This is a genomic window from Streptomyces profundus, assembly GCF_020740535.1.
Classification (GTDB): domain Bacteria; phylum Actinomycetota; class Actinomycetes; order Streptomycetales; family Streptomycetaceae; genus Streptomyces; species Streptomyces profundus.
The window spans coordinates 7,002,003-7,018,985 of record NZ_CP082362.1 but is presented as its reverse complement, the minus strand read 5'-3'; the positions used below and the strand labels follow the sequence as shown (position 1 = coordinate 7,018,985).

Genomic DNA, 16,983 nt, shown 5'->3' with positions numbered 1-16,983 from the left:
TCGGCCGGCGTGGCGGCGAACCCGGCTCGCCCTGGAGAGAATCGATGTCGTTTGATGAGTGCGCGACCGCCGTGCTCGGTCCGGAGATCGATACGGAGACCTTCGCCAGCCACAGCTTTGTCGGCCTTGGCGGCGATTCGCTCCGCGCGATGCGGCTGGCCGCCGTGGTGCGGGAGCGTCTCGGTGTGCGGCTGCCGATGGCGGCGTTGTTGTCGTCGGCTCCGCTGGCCGAGGTCTTCGCCACCGCCTCGGTGACCGTGCCGGCCGTCGAGGCGGCGCCCTCCGGCGGGGCGCCGGCGGGTGCGGATGCCCTCTCCTCGGCGCAGCGTGGCATGTGGCTGATCGAGCGGGTCACCGGTGGGTCCCCCTACAACCTGGTCTTCACCGCTTTCGCGTCCGGGGGCCGATGGGATCCGGGGCCGCTGGCGGAGGCGGTGGCGGGGACGGTGGCCCGGCATCCTGGTCTGCGCACGGTGTATCGGGAGGCGGATGACGAGGTCGCCCCCGAGGTGCTCGACGGGTGGGCGCCCACCGTCGAGATCGTCGAACAGGGCGACGGGGAAGGGGAGTTCACGGGGTGGGCGCGTGAGGTCGCGGCCGGGTTCGGCCGGCGTCCCTTCGATCTGGCGGCGGAGCCGGCACTCCGGTTCCTGCGGCTGGAGGGCCCGGCGGGCGGGCAGGCGCTGGTGCTGGCGGCGCACCATATGGTGCTGGACGGCTGGGCCGTGGGGCTGCTGCTGCGGGAGGTGTTCGCGCGCTACGCGGCGCTGGCCGAGGGGCGGCCGGTGCCCGACGAGCGTCCAGGACCAGGTCCCGAGGTGCTTGCCGCGCGCCAGGAGGCGGCGCGGGCGAACGGGGTGTGGGAGCGGCAGGCGGAGTTCTGGGTCAAGCGGTTGGACGGGGTTCCGACGGTGCTGGAGTTGCCGGCCGACCGGCGGCGCCCGGCGTTGCAGGACCCGTCGGGCGCGCGGGTCCCGGTGGTGTTGGGGGCCGGCGTCAGTGCGGCGGTGGTGGGCCGCGCCCGGGAGTTGGGGGTCACCTCGTTCGCGTTTCTGCTGGGCGCCTGGGCGCTGACGCTGAGCCGGCGGACGGGGGCTCACGCGCTGCTTGTCGGGGTGCCGGTGACGGGGCGTGACACCGCGGAGTTGGAGCGGCTGGTGGGCGTCGCGGGGAATCTGGTGCCGGTGCGGGTCGATGTGGACGACGACGCGGGGGTGGACGGGTATCTGCGGTCGGTGCACCACTCGTTGGCGCTCGGCATGGACGCGGGTGAGCTGCCGTTCGAGGAGTTGGTTGGCCGGCTGGGGGTGGAGCGGGGTCTTGGGTGCCATCCGCTGGTGCAGGTCTCGTTCGGGATGCACGACCAGCTGGTGCCGAGGCGGATCGAGGCCGGTCGTCTCGCGGCGCTGGTGGAGGAGGGGCATGGCGGCGGCGCGCAGTTCGATCTGTCGTTGCTGATCAGTCGGGCGGAGCCGGCGCTGGCCGGGCATCTGGAGTACGCCACGGGTGTGTTCGGTGCCGAGGAGGCGACGGCGCTGGTGGCCGACTTCCTGGCCACCGTCGAGGCGCTGGTCGCCGCCGGGGACGGTCGGTTGGCCGAGGTGCGCGGGGTGTCGCCGGCGGGTCGCGCGCTGCTCGACGAACTCAACGACGTCCGGCGGGACTTCCCGGCCGTTTCGTTGGCGGAGCTGTTCCTTCGGGTGGTGCGGCGCGCCCCGGACGCGGTCGCGGTGCGGGACGAGTCGGCGGAGCTGACCTATGCCCAGCTGGCCAGGTCGGCGGCCCGGCAGGCGGCGCGGCTGCGGGCCGCCGGGGTCGGTCCCGGGGACCGGGTGGTGGTGGCGCTGCCGAGGTCGGTGGCCGAGGCGGTGGCCGTGCTGGGCGTGGTCTGGGCCTCGGCGGCCTATGTCGGGGTCGATCTGGCGGGCGCCGCCGAGCACACCGCGAGGATCGTCGAGAGGGCCGCGCCGAAGGCGGCACTGGTGGCGCCGGGGGACGCGGCCGGGGCGGAGGCGTTCGGTGTTCCGCTGGTGCCGGTCTGGGATCCCTCGTGGGCCGAGGCGGCCGGGTCCGCCGGCGACGGGCCGGATTCCGTCGGTCCCGACGGGTTGGCGTATGTGGCGTTCACCTCGGGCTCCACCGGGCGGCCCAAGGGGGTGGCCGTCCCGCACCGCGCGGTGGTCCGCCTGGTGCACCAGGCGGACTTCGTTCGGCTCGGCCCCGGGGAGCGGGTGCTGCGGCTTTCGCCGCTGGCCTTCGACGCGTCGACGTTGGAGGTCTGGGGGGCGCTGCTGACCGGCGCCACGTTGGAGGTGCTGCCGCCCGGGTTGCCGAGCCCGTCCGATCTGGGCGAGTTCCTGACGGAGCGCGGGGTGACGGTGGCCTGGCTCACCGCCGGTCTCTTCCGGCTGGTGGAGGAGTTCGCGCCGGACGCGCTCGGCGGTCTGCGGCAGCTGTTGACGGGCGGTGACGTGGTGCCGCACGAGCATGTGGCGCGGGTGTTGGCGCGACATCCGGGCCTGGTGGTCACCAACGGCTACGGGCCGACGGAGAACACCACCTTCACCACGACGCACTCGGTGCGTTCGCCGGCCGAGGTGGACGGGCCGCTGCCGATCGGCAGGCCGGTGCCGGGCACGCGGGTGTATGTGCTGGACGAGCGCCGCCGGCTGGTGCCGCCCGGCGGCGTCGGCGAGTTGTACACCGGGGGCGAGGGGTTGGCGCTCGGCTATCTCGGCGACGAGGCGGAGACGGCGCGCGGCTTCGGCGCCGTGTCGCCCGATGTGCCCGAGCGGGTGTACCGCACCGGCGATCTGGTGCGGGTGGACTCCCGGGGGCGGCTGTGCTTCATCGGCCGCCGGGACAGCCAGGTGAAGCTGCGCGGCTATCGGGTCGAACTCTCCGCGATCAGCGATGAGTTGACCGCTGAGGCACGGGTGCAGGACGCGGTGGTCACGGTCTCGGACGGGGACAGCGCGGAGAAGCGCCTGCTGGCGGCCGTGGTGCCGGCGCCCGGTGCGACGGTGGACCCGGCGGCGCTGCGCGACGCGCTGGCGGCGCGGCTGCCGGCGTACATGGTGCCGGTGCTGTGGGCGGTGGTGGACCGCGTTCCGCTGACGGCCAACGGGAAGGTCGACCGGCGTGCGCTGGCGTCGGTCGCGGCGCCGGCGGGGCAGGGGCGGGGCCCGGGCGCGGGCTCCGATCCGGGCGCGGGCCCCACGGCGAAGGAGGAGCTGGCGGCGGCGGTGACGGCGCTCTTCGCCGAGGTGCTGAGCGGCCCGCCGGCCGAGGTGGCCGCCGACACGGACTTCTTCCGGGCCGGCGGCAACTCGATGGGCGCGGTACGCCTGGTGCGCCTGGTCAGGGACCGCTTCGAGGTCTCCCTCGGGGTGCGGGACTTCCTGCGGACGCCGACGCCCGACGGGCTGCGTCAGCTGGTCGAGGCGGCGCTCGGCGCGGACTCCGGCGGTGCCGGGTGAGCGGGGCGGTGGCCGAGGCGAGCTCGGCCGGCGGCCAGGGCCTCGGCGCCGCGGCGCCCGTTCGGACGCCGGTGGCGATCGTGGGGATGGCCTGCCGCCTCCCGGGGGCCGGCGATGTCCGGGCGTTCTGGGCGGCGCTGCGCGGCGGCGTCGAGGGGATCAGCCGCTTCGGGGTCGACGAGCTGATCGCCTCGGGGGCCGATCCGGAGCTGGTGCGGCATCCGGACTTCGTGCCGGCGATGGGGGTGCTGGCGGGCGCGCGGCACTTCGACTGGGGCTACTTCGGCTACAGCCGCGCCGAGGCGGCCGGCATCGACCCGCAGCAGCGGGTGTTCCTGGAGTGCGCCTCGGCGGCCCTTGACGACGCCTCGCTCGATCCGACCAGGTTCCCCGGGCGGATCGGGGTGTACGGCGGCGCCGACCAGGTGAGCGCCCCACCGGTCGATGACGACGGCGAGATGGGCGAGTTGGCCCGCTACATCGGCCTGGAGCGGGACTTCCTCGCCACCAGGGTCGCCTACAAGCTGGGGCTGCGCGGCCCCGCCGTGACGGTGCAGACGGCGTGCTCCACCTCGCTGACCGCGGTGCATCTGGCCGCCGCGAGCCTGCTGGGCGACGAGTGCGACGTGGCGCTGGCCGGTGGGGTGGCGGTGATGGACCAGGCGGAGCGCGGCTACCGCTACGAGCCGGGCGGCATCCTGTCGCCCGACGGCCACTGCCGGCCGTTCGACGCGCTGGCGGCCGGCACGGTGCCGAGCGAGGGCGTCGGGGTGGTGGTGCTCAAGCGGCTGGCGGACGCGCTGCGCGACGGCGACCGGATCGCGGCGGTGCTGCTGGGCTCGGCGATCAACAACGACGGCGCGGAGAAGATGGGTTACACCGCGCCCTCGGTGGTCGGGCAGAGCGAGGTCATCCGGCACACCCAGCGGGTGGCCGGCGTCGACCCGGCCGATATCGACTATGTGGAGGCGCACGGCACGGCGACGCCGATCGGCGATCCGGTGGAGGTGGCCGCGCTCGCCGACGCCTTTGGCCAGGCTCGTTCAGGCGATCCGGCCACCGGTTGGTGCCGGCTGGGGGCGGTCAAGAGCAATCTGGGGCACACGGGTTCGGCGGCCGGGGTGGCCGGGCTGATCAAGACGGCGCTGATGCTGGAACACGGCTGGCTGGTGCCCACCCTGCACTATCAACGGCCCAATCCGCTCCAGGAGTTGGAGACCACCCCGTTCCAGGTCGCGGCGTGTGGCGAGCCGTGGCCGGAGCGGGGGGTGCGGCTGGCCGCCGTCAGCTCCTTCGGGGTGGGCGGCACCAACGCGCATGTGGTGCTCCAGGCGCCGCCGGCGCGGCGCACGGTGGGCGGCCGGCGCGGGGCGCGGGTGCTGACGGTGTCGGCGGCGTCCCCCGAGGCGCTGGACACGATGCGGGAGAACCTCGCGTCGCGGCTGCGGGCCGAGCCGGCGCCCGCGCTGCCCGAGGTGGCCAGGTCGCTGACCGAACGGCGCGCGTTCCGGCATCGGCTCACCGTGGTCGCCGACTCCCCGGCCGAGGCCGCGGACCTGTTGGCGAACGGGGCGGCCCCGGCCGCCTCGGGCGGCCTGGGACGGGTCGCGTTCCTCTTCCCCGGGCACGGTCCGCTGAGCTATCCGGCGGGCGCGGCGCCGTACCGGCTGCTGCCCGGTTTCCGCGCCGCGTTCGACGAGGTCGACGCGCGGGCCACGGAGCGGCACGGGATCGATCTCTCCCCCGTCGTCGACCCGGCCGCCGCGTCGTCCGGCTGGTTCTCCGATCTGACGCGCCACCACCTGGGTCTCTTCGCGCTGGGCTACGCGCTGGGCCGGCAGTTGGCCGACTGGGGGGTGCGGCCGGCGGCGATGCTCGGCAACAGCGTCGGGGAGTACGCGCCGGCCACCCTGGCCGGGCTGTGGACGCCGGCGGACGCGGTGGACCTGGTGTGGCGGCGGGCGCGCGCCATGGTGGCCACCGAGCCGGGCGGGATGGCGGTGGTCAACGCCCCGCTGGAGACGGTCCTGGAGCGGCTCGACGGCGACGGCGGTGTGTCCGTCGCGGTGCACGGCACGGGCGCCGTGGTGCTCGCCGGCCCGGCGGCGGCGATGGACCGGCTGCTGGCGGGCGACGCGCTGCGCGATCTCAACCCGCGCCGGCTGGACATCAGGCAGGCGTCGCACTGCGCGGCGATGGATCCGGCGGCGGAGGCGCTGGGCGAGGCCGTCGCCGGGACGCCGTCGCGGGCGACGGACGTCCCGCTGGTGTCCAACGCCACCGGGGGCTGGGCCGATCCGGAGGCGCTGCGCGGCCCCGGGTACTGGGCGGAGCAGCTGCGCCGCCCGGTGCGGCTCGACCTGGGCGCCGGCACCCTGCTGGACGCGGGCTGCGACACCTTCGTCGAGCTGGGCCCGGGCACCTCGATGGTGGGGACGCTGCGGCGCCATGCGGGCTGGGATCCCGAGCATCTGACGATCCCCCTGCTGGGGCGGCGCGACGCGGGCGAACGCGGTCTGCTCGGCGCGCTGGGCGCGCTGTGGGAACGAGGCGCCGACGCGGTCGGCGAGGCGCTGGCCGATCTCGATCTGGCGGACGGGGGCCGGTCGCTGCGCAGCTCGCTGCCGGCGTACCCGTTCACCCGGCACGCGCCCGAGCCGGAGCGGTCCGCGCCCCGCCGGGCCCCCGTCGCCGAAGCCGCGCCGGCCCCGCGCGGTGGCACGGCGGCCAGGGAGGTGCTGGAACCGCTGTGGCGGCGGGCGTTGGGCGTGGCGAGGGTGGCCGACCAGGACCACTTCTTCCAGCTGGGCGGCGAGTCCCTGATGGCGGTGAACCTGCTGACCCAGGTCCGGCGGTTGACCGGCGTCCAGGTGCCGGTGGCCACGTTCTCGGGGGACGCCACGTTCGGCGCCCTGGTGCGCCTGGTGGAGGCGGACGCGTCCGACGCGTGCGACGCGGCGGGCGGGGGGCCGGTGGCGGTGGCGACCTGGGAGGGCGAGGGCGGGGGTCGGCCGCTGTTCCTGATCGCGGACTCGATCGGCGGCTCGCTCGGCTACCGGGCGCTGGCCGAGGAGTTGGCCGACGACCGCCCGGTGCACGCCCTCGAACTGGCCGAACCTGCCGAAGGGACCGCCGGGTCCACCCGGGTCGAGCGGCTCGCGGCGCACCATGTGGCGGCCCTGCGCCGGGTGCGCCCCAACGGCCCCTACACGCTGGGCGGCTGGTCGTTCGGCGCGGTGCTGGCCCACGAGGCGGCCCGTCAGCTGACCAGGGCCGGCGAACGGGTGGACGCGGTGGTGTGTCTGGACGCGTTCGTCCAGGGGTGGCGTGGCCTGCCGATCGCGCTGGACCCGGGGTTCCTCGTCGGCCAGGGCTGGATCCGGCTGAGCGGGGCGCTGGGCATCGGCACCGTCGGTGCCCGGGTGCGGCGCGATCCGGCGCTGGCCGGGCTGCTGCGCGGCAAGGCGCGCGCGTTGGCGCCCTACCGGCCCCGGCCGGTCGCCAGCCGGGCCGTGGTGTTCCGGGCCGGCGTCGAGCGCGCGAGCGCCGGCCGGCTGCGCGCCCGGCTGTCGCCGCTGTACGGCGACGGCGTCGAGGTGCACCCGGTGACGGGGGACCACTGGTCCCTGCTGACACAGCCGCACGTGGGGCCGCTGGCCCGCGCGGTGCGGGAGGTTCTGACGAGGGTCGAAAGGGCGGGCCATGCCCACTGAGTCAACGAGCACCAGCCCGGAGCGGGAGCAGGCGCCGCCTGAGCCGGAGAAGTCCCTCTTCCGCAACCGGGACTTCCAGGCGATGTGGATCAGCCAGTTCTTCGCCGCGGTGGCCAAGGAGTCGGCGGAGATCGCCTATCCGCTGCTGATCCTGGCGACCACGGGGTCGGCGACCTACGCGGGTGCCGTCGGGGCGATCCAGCTGGTGGTGGCCGGGTTGATGTCGCTGCCTGGCGGCAGTGTCAGCGACCGGTTCGACCGTCGGACGACCATGATCGTCTGCGATGTGGCGCGGGTCGCGATGCTGGCCCTCTTCGGCTTCCTGGTGATGGCCGGCGACCCGCCCATGGTGGTGATCTTCGCGATCGTCATCGTCTCGGCCGGCTGCCTGGGGATCTCCAACCCGGCGGGCCTGGCGGCGATCAAACAGCTGGTGCCTCCCTCGCAGTTCACCCAGGCGACGGCGCAGAACCAGATCCGCTTCTTCGGCGCCACGGTGATCGGCCCGCCGATCGGCGGCACCCTCTTCGGCATCGCCCGCGCGCTGCCGTTCCTGAGCGCGGCGATCGCCTTCCTGATCTCGGCGGTGCTGCTGCTGTTCATCAGGAAGCCGATGCAGGCGCCCAGGCCCGCCCAGCCGCCGGCCGGCGCCGACCTGACCCCGGACACGGGCAAGGGCGGCATGCTCCAGGGGTTCAAGTTCATCGGCGGTCAGCCGATCATCCTCATCCTGATCATCTGGGCCATGGGCTCCAACATGGCGTTCAACCACTCGGGCGTCTTCCTGGCGCTCATCGCCACCGCCGAGTTCCGGGGCGCCTCGGAGGCCACCATCGGCACCACGCTCGCGGTCGCCGGCAGCGGCGGGCTGATCGGCTCGCTGCTGGCCGGGCTCGTCCTCAAGTGGGTCCGCCCGTCCGTCGTCATGCACTACGCGATCTGGGTGGGCCCGGTCTGCGCCGTGCTGCTGATGCTGGTCCCCGGCGTGCTGCCGCTCGGCGTGATCGTCGCCTGTATCTTCCTGCGCGCCGGGGTGGTCAACGCCCTGATCTACAGCTATATCGCGGCCCTGGTCCCCGACGACCTCCAGGGGCGGGTCCTCGGCGCGGTCGGGTTCCTCGGCATGATCGCCCAGCCCCTCGGGATCTTCGGCATCGGCGCGCTCTTCGATCTGGCCGGCCCCACCTGGGTGTTCTTCGCCATGGCGGTCGCCGGGACCCTGGCCGCGCTGCCCACCCTCACCAAGACGATACGCAAGCTGCCCGCTCCCCACGAACTGGCGTCCTGAAGCAAGGCGATCGAACGCGGAGGTCGAGGAATGACCACGGACATACCCGCAACTCCAGGCGACCCGCTCCCGACCGAGTTCTTCATGGCCCCGGGCGACAATCCGTACGCCGCCTACGCGGAAGTGCGGAGTTCCTGCCCGGTGCACCGAATCAACTATCCGGCCGACTCCGAAGCCTATGTGGTGGCCGACTACCGCACGGTTACCGAACTCTTCGGCAACCACCGGATCGCCAAGAGCGTGGACCACGCCCCGCGGTGGTTCCGTGAGGCGTTGCAGGAGAGCAGCCCCATTCTCATCAAGAACATGCTGACCTCCGACCCGCCGGTCCACACGCGGCTGCGGAAACTGGTCAGCAAGGCGTTCGTACCGCGCCGGATGGAACTGCTGCGTCCCAGCATCCAGGAAATCGCCGACGATCTGATCGACGAGATGCCGGAGACCGGCGTGGTGGATCTCTTCCACGACTTCGCGCTCCAGATCCCGATGAAGGTCATCTGCCGATTCCTCGGCATTCCGGTGGAGGACCGGGAGCAGTTGCACACCTGGGGCCTGGTGCTCAGCGGTGCTCCCTACACCGACGAGGAGTCCAACCGCCGGCTGAAGGAGGTCAGCGAGGCGGTCGAGCGCTATCTGGTGGAGCTGCTGGCGACCCGCAGGGACGCCATGGGCGAGGACCTCGTCAGCGTGATCATCCGGACCGCCGAGGAGGACGACGCCTTCACCGACGACGAACTGGTCTCCACGCTGATCCTGTTGATCATCGCGGGCCACAAGACCACGGCCAATCTCATCGGCAACGGCACCCAGGCCCTGCTGCGCCATCCCGACCAGCTCGAACTGCTCCGGACGCGACCGGAGTTGGTCGACACCGCGGTCGAGGAGTTCCTGCGCTACGAGGGCCCCGTCTACCGGGCGCCGCCCCGCTACGCGGCCGAGGACACCCGGGTGGGGGACGTCGACATCCCCCGGGAGAGCTTCGTCCACCTGCTGATCAACTCGGCCAACCGCGATCCGGAGGTCTTCGAGGACCCGGACCGTCTCGACATCACCCGCAAGCCGAACCGGCACCTGTCCTTCGGGCACAGCATCCACTTCTGCCCGGGCGCCCCGCTGTCCCGCGTCGAGGGACAGGTCGCCTTCACCACCCTGCTGCGCCGGCTCCCCGGCCTGGCGCTGGCCGTGCCGTCCGACGAACTGGCCTGGCGCTACGACAACTCGGCCAGCCGGGGCCTGCGGAACCTGCCGATCACCTATGAGCGCAGGCTGCCGCGCTGACGCGGCCCGCCGGAAGCGACCACCGTCCGACGCGGAGGAGCGAGAACTGTGAGTGACACGACGCCGATTCACCTGGTGTGCCTGCCGTTCGGCGGCTCTGGCGCCTCGTTCTTCCACCCCTGGGCCCAGTGGGCGGGCGAGGGCCGCACCGTCCTGCCGCTGCGCCTCCCCGGTCGGGAGCGGCTGATCGACGAGGAGCCGTTCCGCGACGTGCGGCCCGCCACCGACCGGCTGTTGGCGGACCTCCTCGACGAACTGGGCGGCCCGGCACGGGTGGTGCTCTTCGGGCACAGCGTCGGGGCGGTGCTGGCCTACGAGTTGGCGCACCGGCTGGCGTCCGTCCCCGAGGTGGAGGTGCTGCGGCTGTTCGCCAGCGGCTCCCCCGAGCCCGGCACCCAACGCACCCTGCGCGCCACCGGACTGCCCGACGACGCGTTCCTCGAACGGGTCGGCGAGATCTCCGGCTACCGCCACGAGGCGCTGGCCGTGCCGGACATCAGGGAGCTGCTGTTGCCCACGCTGCGCGCGGACGTGGAGATGCACGAGGAGTACCGGCCCAGCACGCTGGAGCCGCTGGACGTACCGATCACCGCGCTGCGCGGCACGGACGACCGACTGGTCTCGACGGAGCAACTCGCCGCCTGGGCCCAGGTGACCCGGCGGGAATTCACCCTCGTGGAACTACCCGGAGCACATATGTACCTGGTGGACTCGGGAGAGCGGGTGATGCGACTGATCGAGACGGCCACCCTTTCGGAGACCACGGCATAGGTGGGGATTTCCGAAGGAAAGACCCAAGAGGCACTATTCGTCGAAGACCGCCTTTCACGCCCTCGTCCCCCGGCGATAGTGTCCAAGCGAAGATCGCGAGCCGCTATTTCGCGACGAGGGTGCACGACTGGCGCATCCAGTCGGCACGTGGAATCCGTACGGAAGGAAACCATGAAATACCGCACGATTGGCCAGAACCCGAGCACTCGCCGCGAAGTGAGCGTGCTGGGTCTCGGCGCCATGTTGTTCGGCACGCACACGGACGAGGAGACGTCGTTCGCGGTTCTCGACCGATTCGTCGAGGCCGGCGGCACGTTCATCGACACGGCCAACAACTACGCCTTCTGGTTCAACGGCACCCAGGGCGGTGAAAGCGAGGCGCTGCTCGGCCGGTGGCGCCGCAGCCGGGGCATCGGGGACGAGGTGGTCATCGCCACCAAGGTCGGTGGCCGCCCGAACGCCGCCGGGCTCAGCTTCGCCGACACCGGGAAGCAGGAGAACATCGAGGGGCTTTCCGCCAAGTCGATCCGGGAGGCCGCGGCGCGCAGCCGTGAACTCCTCGGCGTGGACAGGCTCGATGTGATGTACGCCCATATCGAGGACCCGAACACGCCGCTCGAAGAGACCGTCAGGGCCTTCGCCGAGCTGGTCGAGGAGGGCGGCGTCGGCCTTGTCGGGGTGAGCAACCACTGGGCGTGGAAGGTGGAGCGCGCCAGGACGATCGCCGCGACGGCCGGGCTGCCGGGGTACGAGGTGTTGCAGTACCAGCACAGCTATCTCCGGCCGCGCACCGACCTGCCGGCCCGGCGCTCCCCGGACGGCAGCCAGGGGCTTCTCGACGGAGACCTGCTGAGCTACCTGCGGGAGAACCCCGAGCTGACGCTGGTCGCCTACTCCCCGCTGCTGTCCGGCAGTTACACGCGGGCGGACAAGGCCCTCGAGCACGACTACGAGCATCCGGGCACGCCCATCAGGCTGGCCGCGCTGCGCGAGGTGGCCAAGGAGGCCGACGCGACGCCCAACCAGGTGGTGCTGTCCTGGCTCATCGGCGGGGAGATCCCGGTGCTCCCGATCACCGGCGCCTCCTCGGTGGCCCAGCTGAACGAGAGCCTGGCCGCGGTGGACCTGGTGCTGACCCAGGAGCAGCGCGCCAGGTTGGACGGGGCCTTCTAGGTCCTGCGCCGCGCCCGGGGCCCGGGATCGCTCCGGAGGCCCTGGGCGCGGCGAGCCGCCGTCCTCCCCCGCCGTCCTCCCCCGTCGTGAACCGCTGACGTTTCGAACGAGAGGAACGATCATGACCAACCATCGCCCCGCCGCCTCGGGATGTCCGGTGGGCCTGGGGACGACGGATCTCGTGGACCCGACGCTCTACAGCGGCGGCGACCCGCACCCCGAGTGGGCGCGGCTACGCGCGTTGGACAGCCTGAGCTGGCACCAGGTGGACGCCGATCGGGGCTTCTGGTCCGTGGTCAAGTACGCCGACACGGAGTTCGTGCTGCGCAACACCGAGCTGTTCACCTCGGAGCGGGGCACGATGCTGGAGCTGCTGGGGATGGACGATCCGGCCGGCGGCCAGCAGTTGGTGGTGACGGACCCGCCGCGCCACACCATCATGCAGGCCAGGCTGAAGAAGGCCCTGGCGCTCAGGGCGGTGGACCGGCAGCGCGACATGATCCGCGACCTGGTGCTCGAACTCGTCGAACCGCTCGGCGACGGCGGGGTGTTCGACTTCGCCCAGGCGATGATCGAGATGCCGATGTCGGTGACCGGCACCATGATCGGCCTGCCCAGGGCCGACTGGCCCTGGCTCACCAGGCTCACCGCCGCCTGCATCGCTGCGGACGATCCGGAGTACCAGGAGCCGGGGGGCAAGGAGGCCACCCTGGCGACGGCTCACCGGGAGCTCTTCGTCTACTTCCAGGACCTGGTCTCCTTCCGGCGCGAGCAGTTGAGCGACGATCTGCTGAGCGTGCTGATCTCCACCCGCTTCGAGGGCCGCCACATGTCCCCGAGCGAGATCGTCGCCAACTGCTACAGCCTGCTCCTCGGCGCCAACGTCACCACCCCGCACGCGCCCAACTTCGTGCTCGCCGAGTTCGTGGAGACCGATGTGCTGCGGGACTGGGCGGCGCATCCCGAGGTGCACACCACGGCCGTCGAGGAGTCGCTGCGGTGGTCCTCCCCCGTCAACCACATGCTCCGCTACGCCACCCGGGACCTGGTGCTCCACGGCACCGAGATCGCGGCCGGTGACGCCGTGGTGGTGTGGCTGGGGTCGGCCAACCGCGATGACGACGAGTTTCCCGGAGGTGAGACATTCGACATACGGCGGAAACCGAACAAGCATCTGGCGTTCGGCATCGGACCCCACTACTGTGTCGGGCACAGCGTCGCCAGAGTCACGATCAAGACATTGTTCGAAGAACTCCTGGACAGATACGAGGACTTCCAGTCCGCCGGAAAGGCGGAGCGCATGGTCTCGAATTTTGTGTCCGGTTACAAACACGTCCCCATTACCGCACGGCGCCGCCGCCGCACAGCCGCCGGATAAACATCCGGAACATATTGGTTCGGCCTTGTCGACGGGTTTCCGGGACGTATCCGCTTGGAGGTGGCGAGGGCGTTGTACGCGTTGAGACGCCGTTTCCGGTTGGTGACGAGACCCGCGGGCGACCGCGTCTGTACCACGGCCCGCGCGGGATCATAGCGCCCCCCGCACCCCGGGGTCAGGCGCCCGCTATGGGCCCACACTCCCCTCTGCCTCCGCTTTGACCTGGGCAGACGTCATATCAGCCATGGCCGGGGGGAACCGCGGAGGGACACAAGCCCGCGCCGTTCGCCGCCCCTGCTCCCCTTGTCCGCCCCTGCCCAGGAAACCCGAATCCCACACCGACTCCACTGCCCGCCGGCGTCAAAAAAGCGCAAAGAGAGTTTCAAGGGGAAGGTATGGCTTGTATGTCCAGCTGTCAATGCCCGGGGCACAGATGGGCAGCGCTGATGGAACTCGTCCATGCGGATACCGCCGTCTCGCTGCCGCCGCCGAGCGGTGGTCCCACTCCCCCGGTGACCACGCATCGATTAACTCCGGAGGGCGCGCTGGGCGCGCCACTTGACGGTCTGACCGCCCTCTTGACGGGGCAGCCGGACAATGCTTTGTCCTTTTCCGGCGCACCACCGCAACAGAGTTTGTTCCTCTGTGTGCAGAGCTACATACGGGAACATCTGGGCGACTCGGAGCTGACCCCGCGCAGCGTGGCGCGCGCCCATCACATCTCGCTCCGCTATCTGCATCGGCTCTTCCACCAGCACGGCCTCACCGTCGCCGCCTGGATACGCCAGCAGCGCCTTGAGGGCTGTTGGCGGGACCTGACCGACGCGGCGATGTTCGCCCACCCCATCCAGGCCATCGCCGGCCGCTGGGGTTTCACCGACAGCGCCCACTTCAGCCGGGCCTTCCGCGCCGCCTACGGCCTACCGCCCAGCCATCTGCGGCGCCGGGCCAAGACCGTCTGGGAGGAGCGCGTCGTCGGCCGGGGCCCCGGCACCGTCCTCCCCGGCCACTGAACCGAGGCGCCGGGCCAGCGGGCGGGCCCGGCGGCGCTCAGCGTTCGGCGAGCCGGGCGAGCAGACCTGTCAGCCGGAACGGAATCAGCTCGCGCATCGCCAACGCGGTGCTCGTGCGCACCACTCCGGGGCAGGCCAGGACGCTGCCGGCGACCCGGTAGAGGTCCTCGGCGTCGGTGGCGATCACCCGGATCAGCAGGTCCATGTCGCCGCTGACGCCGATCACCTCGACCACCTCGTCGATCCCGGCGAGCGCCCCGGCGACCTCGGCGAGCCGGCGCTGCTCCACCTCGGCCGTGACAAAGGCGGTCAACGGCCGCCCCAGGGCGGCCGGATCGATCCGGCGCTCGAAGGACCGCAGCACCCCGGCGCGCTCCAGCTTGGCGAGCCGCGCCTGGACGGTGTTGCGGGACAGGCCGAGGCGCTGCGCCAGCGCCAGGACCGTGGCGCGCGGCTCCTCGGCCAGCGCCGCCAGCACGCGCGCGTCCGTCGCGTCGACGCGCGCCCCGGTTCTCACAGTGCTCAACAGACGTCTCTCCCTGGCCTGTTCCTCGGGCAGGTGCGGGGCCGGCCCATGGTGACGGGCGGGGCCGGCCGCCGCGCTCGGCGCCCGCGCCGGACGGCGGGGCGAGGGCCCCCGCGATCCCCGGCTCAGCCGCCGCGCGCGAGGCGGGTCGCCTGGAAGGCGACGGCGTCGGCGAGCGCCAGCACCGCGGCCTCGATCACGCTGGCGTTCGCGCCGACCGTGGTCCACTCCCGCTCCCCGTCGTGGGAGACGGCCAGGACCCGCGCCCGGGAGCCCTCGTCCAGGACCCTGATCTGATAGGAGGACAGCGTCCAGGTGTCCAGCCACGGCAGCTGGGGCGCGAGCGCCCGCCGCAGCGCGGCCTCCAGCGCGCGCACCGGCCCCTCCCCCGACGCCGTGGCCTCAGCGCGTTCGGTGCCGACCCGCAGACCGACGGTGGCCTCGGAGACGACCGTGCCGTCCGCGCGGTGCTCCGACACCACCCGGTGCCACACCGGACGGAAGTCCGCGGGCCGCTCCCTGGGCGTGCCGACGGCGAGTTCGGCGCGGAGCAGCAGCTCCAACGAGGCGTCGGCCGCCTCGAACGACCAGCCGGCCGCCTCCAGTTCCTTCACCCGCGCGATGGACCGGGTCAGGGCGTCGGGATCCGCCCGGAGATCCAGGCCCAGCTCGGCCCCCTTCAGCTCCAGGCTCGCCCGGCCCGCCATCTCGGTGACCAGGACGCGCATCCCGTTCCCGACCACCAGGGGGTCGATGTGGTTGTAGAGCTCCGGATCGGCCTTGACACCGCTGGCGTGCAGCCCCGCCTTGTGGGTGAACGCCGAGGCGCCCACATACGGCTGGTGCGGGTCGTCGGCGATGTCCGCCAGTGCGGCGATCGCCTCCGCCGCGCCGACCAGCGCGCCGAGCCGCCCCTCCGGCAGCACCGGCAGATCCAGCTTGGTCACCAGGTTCCCGATCACGGCGAAGAGGTCGGCGTTGCCCGCGCGTTCGCCGTAGCCGTTGGCGGTGCACTGCACATGGGTGACGCCGGCCGCCACGGCGGCGACGGTGTTGGCCACGGCGCATCCGGTGTCGTCCTGGCAGTGGATGCCGAGCCGCAGGCCGGTCCGCGCCCGCACCGTCTCGACCGTCTCGGCCAGCCGCAGCGGCAGGTTCCCGCCGTTGGTGTCGCAGAGCACCAGCACGTCCGCGCCCGCCTCGGCCGCCGCGTCCAGCACCCCGAGCGCGGTGTCCGGATCGTGCTGGTAGCCGTCGAAGAAGTGCTCGGCGTCCAGGAAGACGCGACGTCCCTCGGCGACCAGCAGGCGCACGGTGTCCGCGATCATCGCGCGGTTCTCCGCCGGGTCGGTGCGCAGCGCCCGTTCGATATGCCGCCGGTCCGCCTTGGCGACGAGCGTGACGACGGGCGCCTCGGAGTCGAGCAGCGCGCGCACCTGCGGATCCCGATCGGCCCTGGTGCCCGCCTTCCTGGTGCTGCCGAACGCCGCGAGCGCCGCGTGCCGCAGGGTGAGTTCACCGGCCGCCGCGCGCCGGAAGAACTCGGTGTCCCTGGGCAACGCGCCTGGCCAGCCGCCCTCGATGAAGCCGACCCCCAGGGAGTCCAGGAGCCTGGCCACCGCGAGTTTCTCGGTGACCGAATAGGATATTCCCTCCTGTTGGGCACCGTCGCGCAGCGTGGTGTCATAGATGTGAAAGGAATCGAGCAGGGGAGCCCCCGCCGGTTGTGTACGCATTGAATTTCCCAGTCTCGCCCACTCGACTTCGACGAAGAATCGAGCCACGGATTGAATTCCGGCATGCTGGAACGCCGGATGAGGTGAATCGGGAACACACCAGGGCCGGTTGTCACGGCCCGGGGGAGGAAGCACGGAGGTGCGGCGCTACAGCGCCCTCACCTCGGGATCCTGCCCGATGGGGACGAGCGGGAGCATAGGGGGAGACACCGCGCGCGGCGCGGGGCACGATGTCGTGAGGGCAGCAGGGAACCCATGACGTTTCAGCTCCATCCTCGTGGGCTTCGCGTGATACCTGCGAGCGGCAATCTGGCTTCCCGACTTTCGTCGGGTCACAGTGGCGGGACCGCGCCGGATTCTCACCGGCTTCCCCACTTCGCAGGCGCTTTCCCCACAGATTAGCAGGGAATCCCCGCCCGGCGGACCCCTGTTGGGTTTTCCTACCCCCCTGTCAGGTACCGCCGTTTGTCCGTAACCAACGCGCTTGGGAGCGATACGCGGCTTTCGACTCACCCCGTACGAGGGCGCGTCGGTGCCCCCGACGGGGGGTGGGTGGCTGGAAGGATGGGCGGACGCGTCTGGCCGTGCCGGGGCGGCCCCCTCGCTCCCGGCGGCCGACCCACCACAG

Annotated in this window: 10 protein-coding genes and 1 riboswitch; of the genes, 8 read left to right on the top strand and 2 right to left on the bottom strand. The window is 72.3% G+C overall.

Annotated features, from left to right (window positions below; genetic code table 11):
- Positions 1-44: 44 nt before the first annotated feature.
- The 8 genes from K4G22_RS29430 to K4G22_RS29395 all read left to right on the top strand — a co-directional run bounded on the left by K4G22_RS29430 (position 45) and on the right by K4G22_RS29395 (position 14,093).
- Positions 45-3,479 (top strand): non-ribosomal peptide synthetase, encoded by a 3,435-nt coding sequence (locus K4G22_RS29430; protein ID WP_228083506.1) that lies wholly within the window; start codon positions 45-47, stop codon positions 3,477-3,479.
- Complete coding sequence (locus K4G22_RS29425) at positions 3,476-7,192, top strand: type I polyketide synthase (protein ID WP_228083505.1); 3,717 nt, start codon at positions 3,476-3,478, stop codon at positions 7,190-7,192. Before K4G22_RS29430 ends, K4G22_RS29425 begins: the two co-directional genes overlap by 4 nt.
- Positions 7,182-8,480: an MFS transporter gene (locus K4G22_RS29420; protein ID WP_228083504.1), complete on the top strand. Its 1,299-nt coding sequence runs from the start codon at positions 7,182-7,184 to the stop codon at positions 8,478-8,480. Before K4G22_RS29425 ends, K4G22_RS29420 begins: the two co-directional genes overlap by 11 nt.
- A gap of 30 nt (positions 8,481-8,510) precedes the next feature.
- Positions 8,511-9,758: a cytochrome P450 family protein gene (locus tag K4G22_RS29415; RefSeq protein WP_228083503.1), complete on the top strand. Its 1,248-nt coding sequence runs from the start codon at positions 8,511-8,513 to the stop codon at positions 9,756-9,758.
- Positions 9,759-9,806: 48 nt separating this feature from the next.
- On the top strand, positions 9,807-10,529 hold the full coding sequence (locus K4G22_RS29410) for a thioesterase II family protein (protein ID WP_228083502.1): 723 nt from the start codon (positions 9,807-9,809) through the stop codon (positions 10,527-10,529).
- 171 nt (positions 10,530-10,700) lie between these two features.
- Positions 10,701-11,702, top strand: coding sequence for an aldo/keto reductase (locus K4G22_RS29405; protein WP_228083501.1), 1,002 nt, complete (start codon positions 10,701-10,703; stop codon positions 11,700-11,702).
- A 121-nt stretch (positions 11,703-11,823) separates the two neighbouring features.
- The gene (locus tag K4G22_RS29400; protein ID WP_228083500.1) at positions 11,824-13,080 is read left to right on the top strand and encodes a cytochrome P450; all 1,257 of its coding nucleotides are present in this window, start codon (positions 11,824-11,826) and stop codon (positions 13,078-13,080) included.
- A 647-nt stretch (positions 13,081-13,727) separates the two neighbouring features.
- Entirely contained in the window at positions 13,728-14,093 is a 366-nt protein-coding gene (locus K4G22_RS29395) for a helix-turn-helix domain-containing protein (RefSeq protein WP_228083499.1), read from the top strand.
- A gap of 37 nt (positions 14,094-14,130) precedes the next feature.
- On the opposite strand, the gene K4G22_RS29390 is transcribed toward K4G22_RS29395, so the two are convergent.
- Complete coding sequence (locus K4G22_RS29390) at positions 14,131-14,619, bottom strand: Lrp/AsnC family transcriptional regulator (protein WP_425336764.1); 489 nt, start codon at positions 14,617-14,619, stop codon at positions 14,131-14,133.
- Between the two features lie 125 nt (positions 14,620-14,744).
- On the bottom strand, positions 14,745-16,355 hold the full coding sequence (cimA, locus tag K4G22_RS29385) for a citramalate synthase (RefSeq protein WP_228083498.1): 1,611 nt from the start codon (positions 16,353-16,355) through the stop codon (positions 14,745-14,747).
- Between the two features lie 290 nt (positions 16,356-16,645).
- A riboswitch (cobalamin riboswitch) is annotated at positions 16,646-16,783 on the bottom strand.
- Positions 16,784-16,983: the final 200 nt, after the last annotated feature.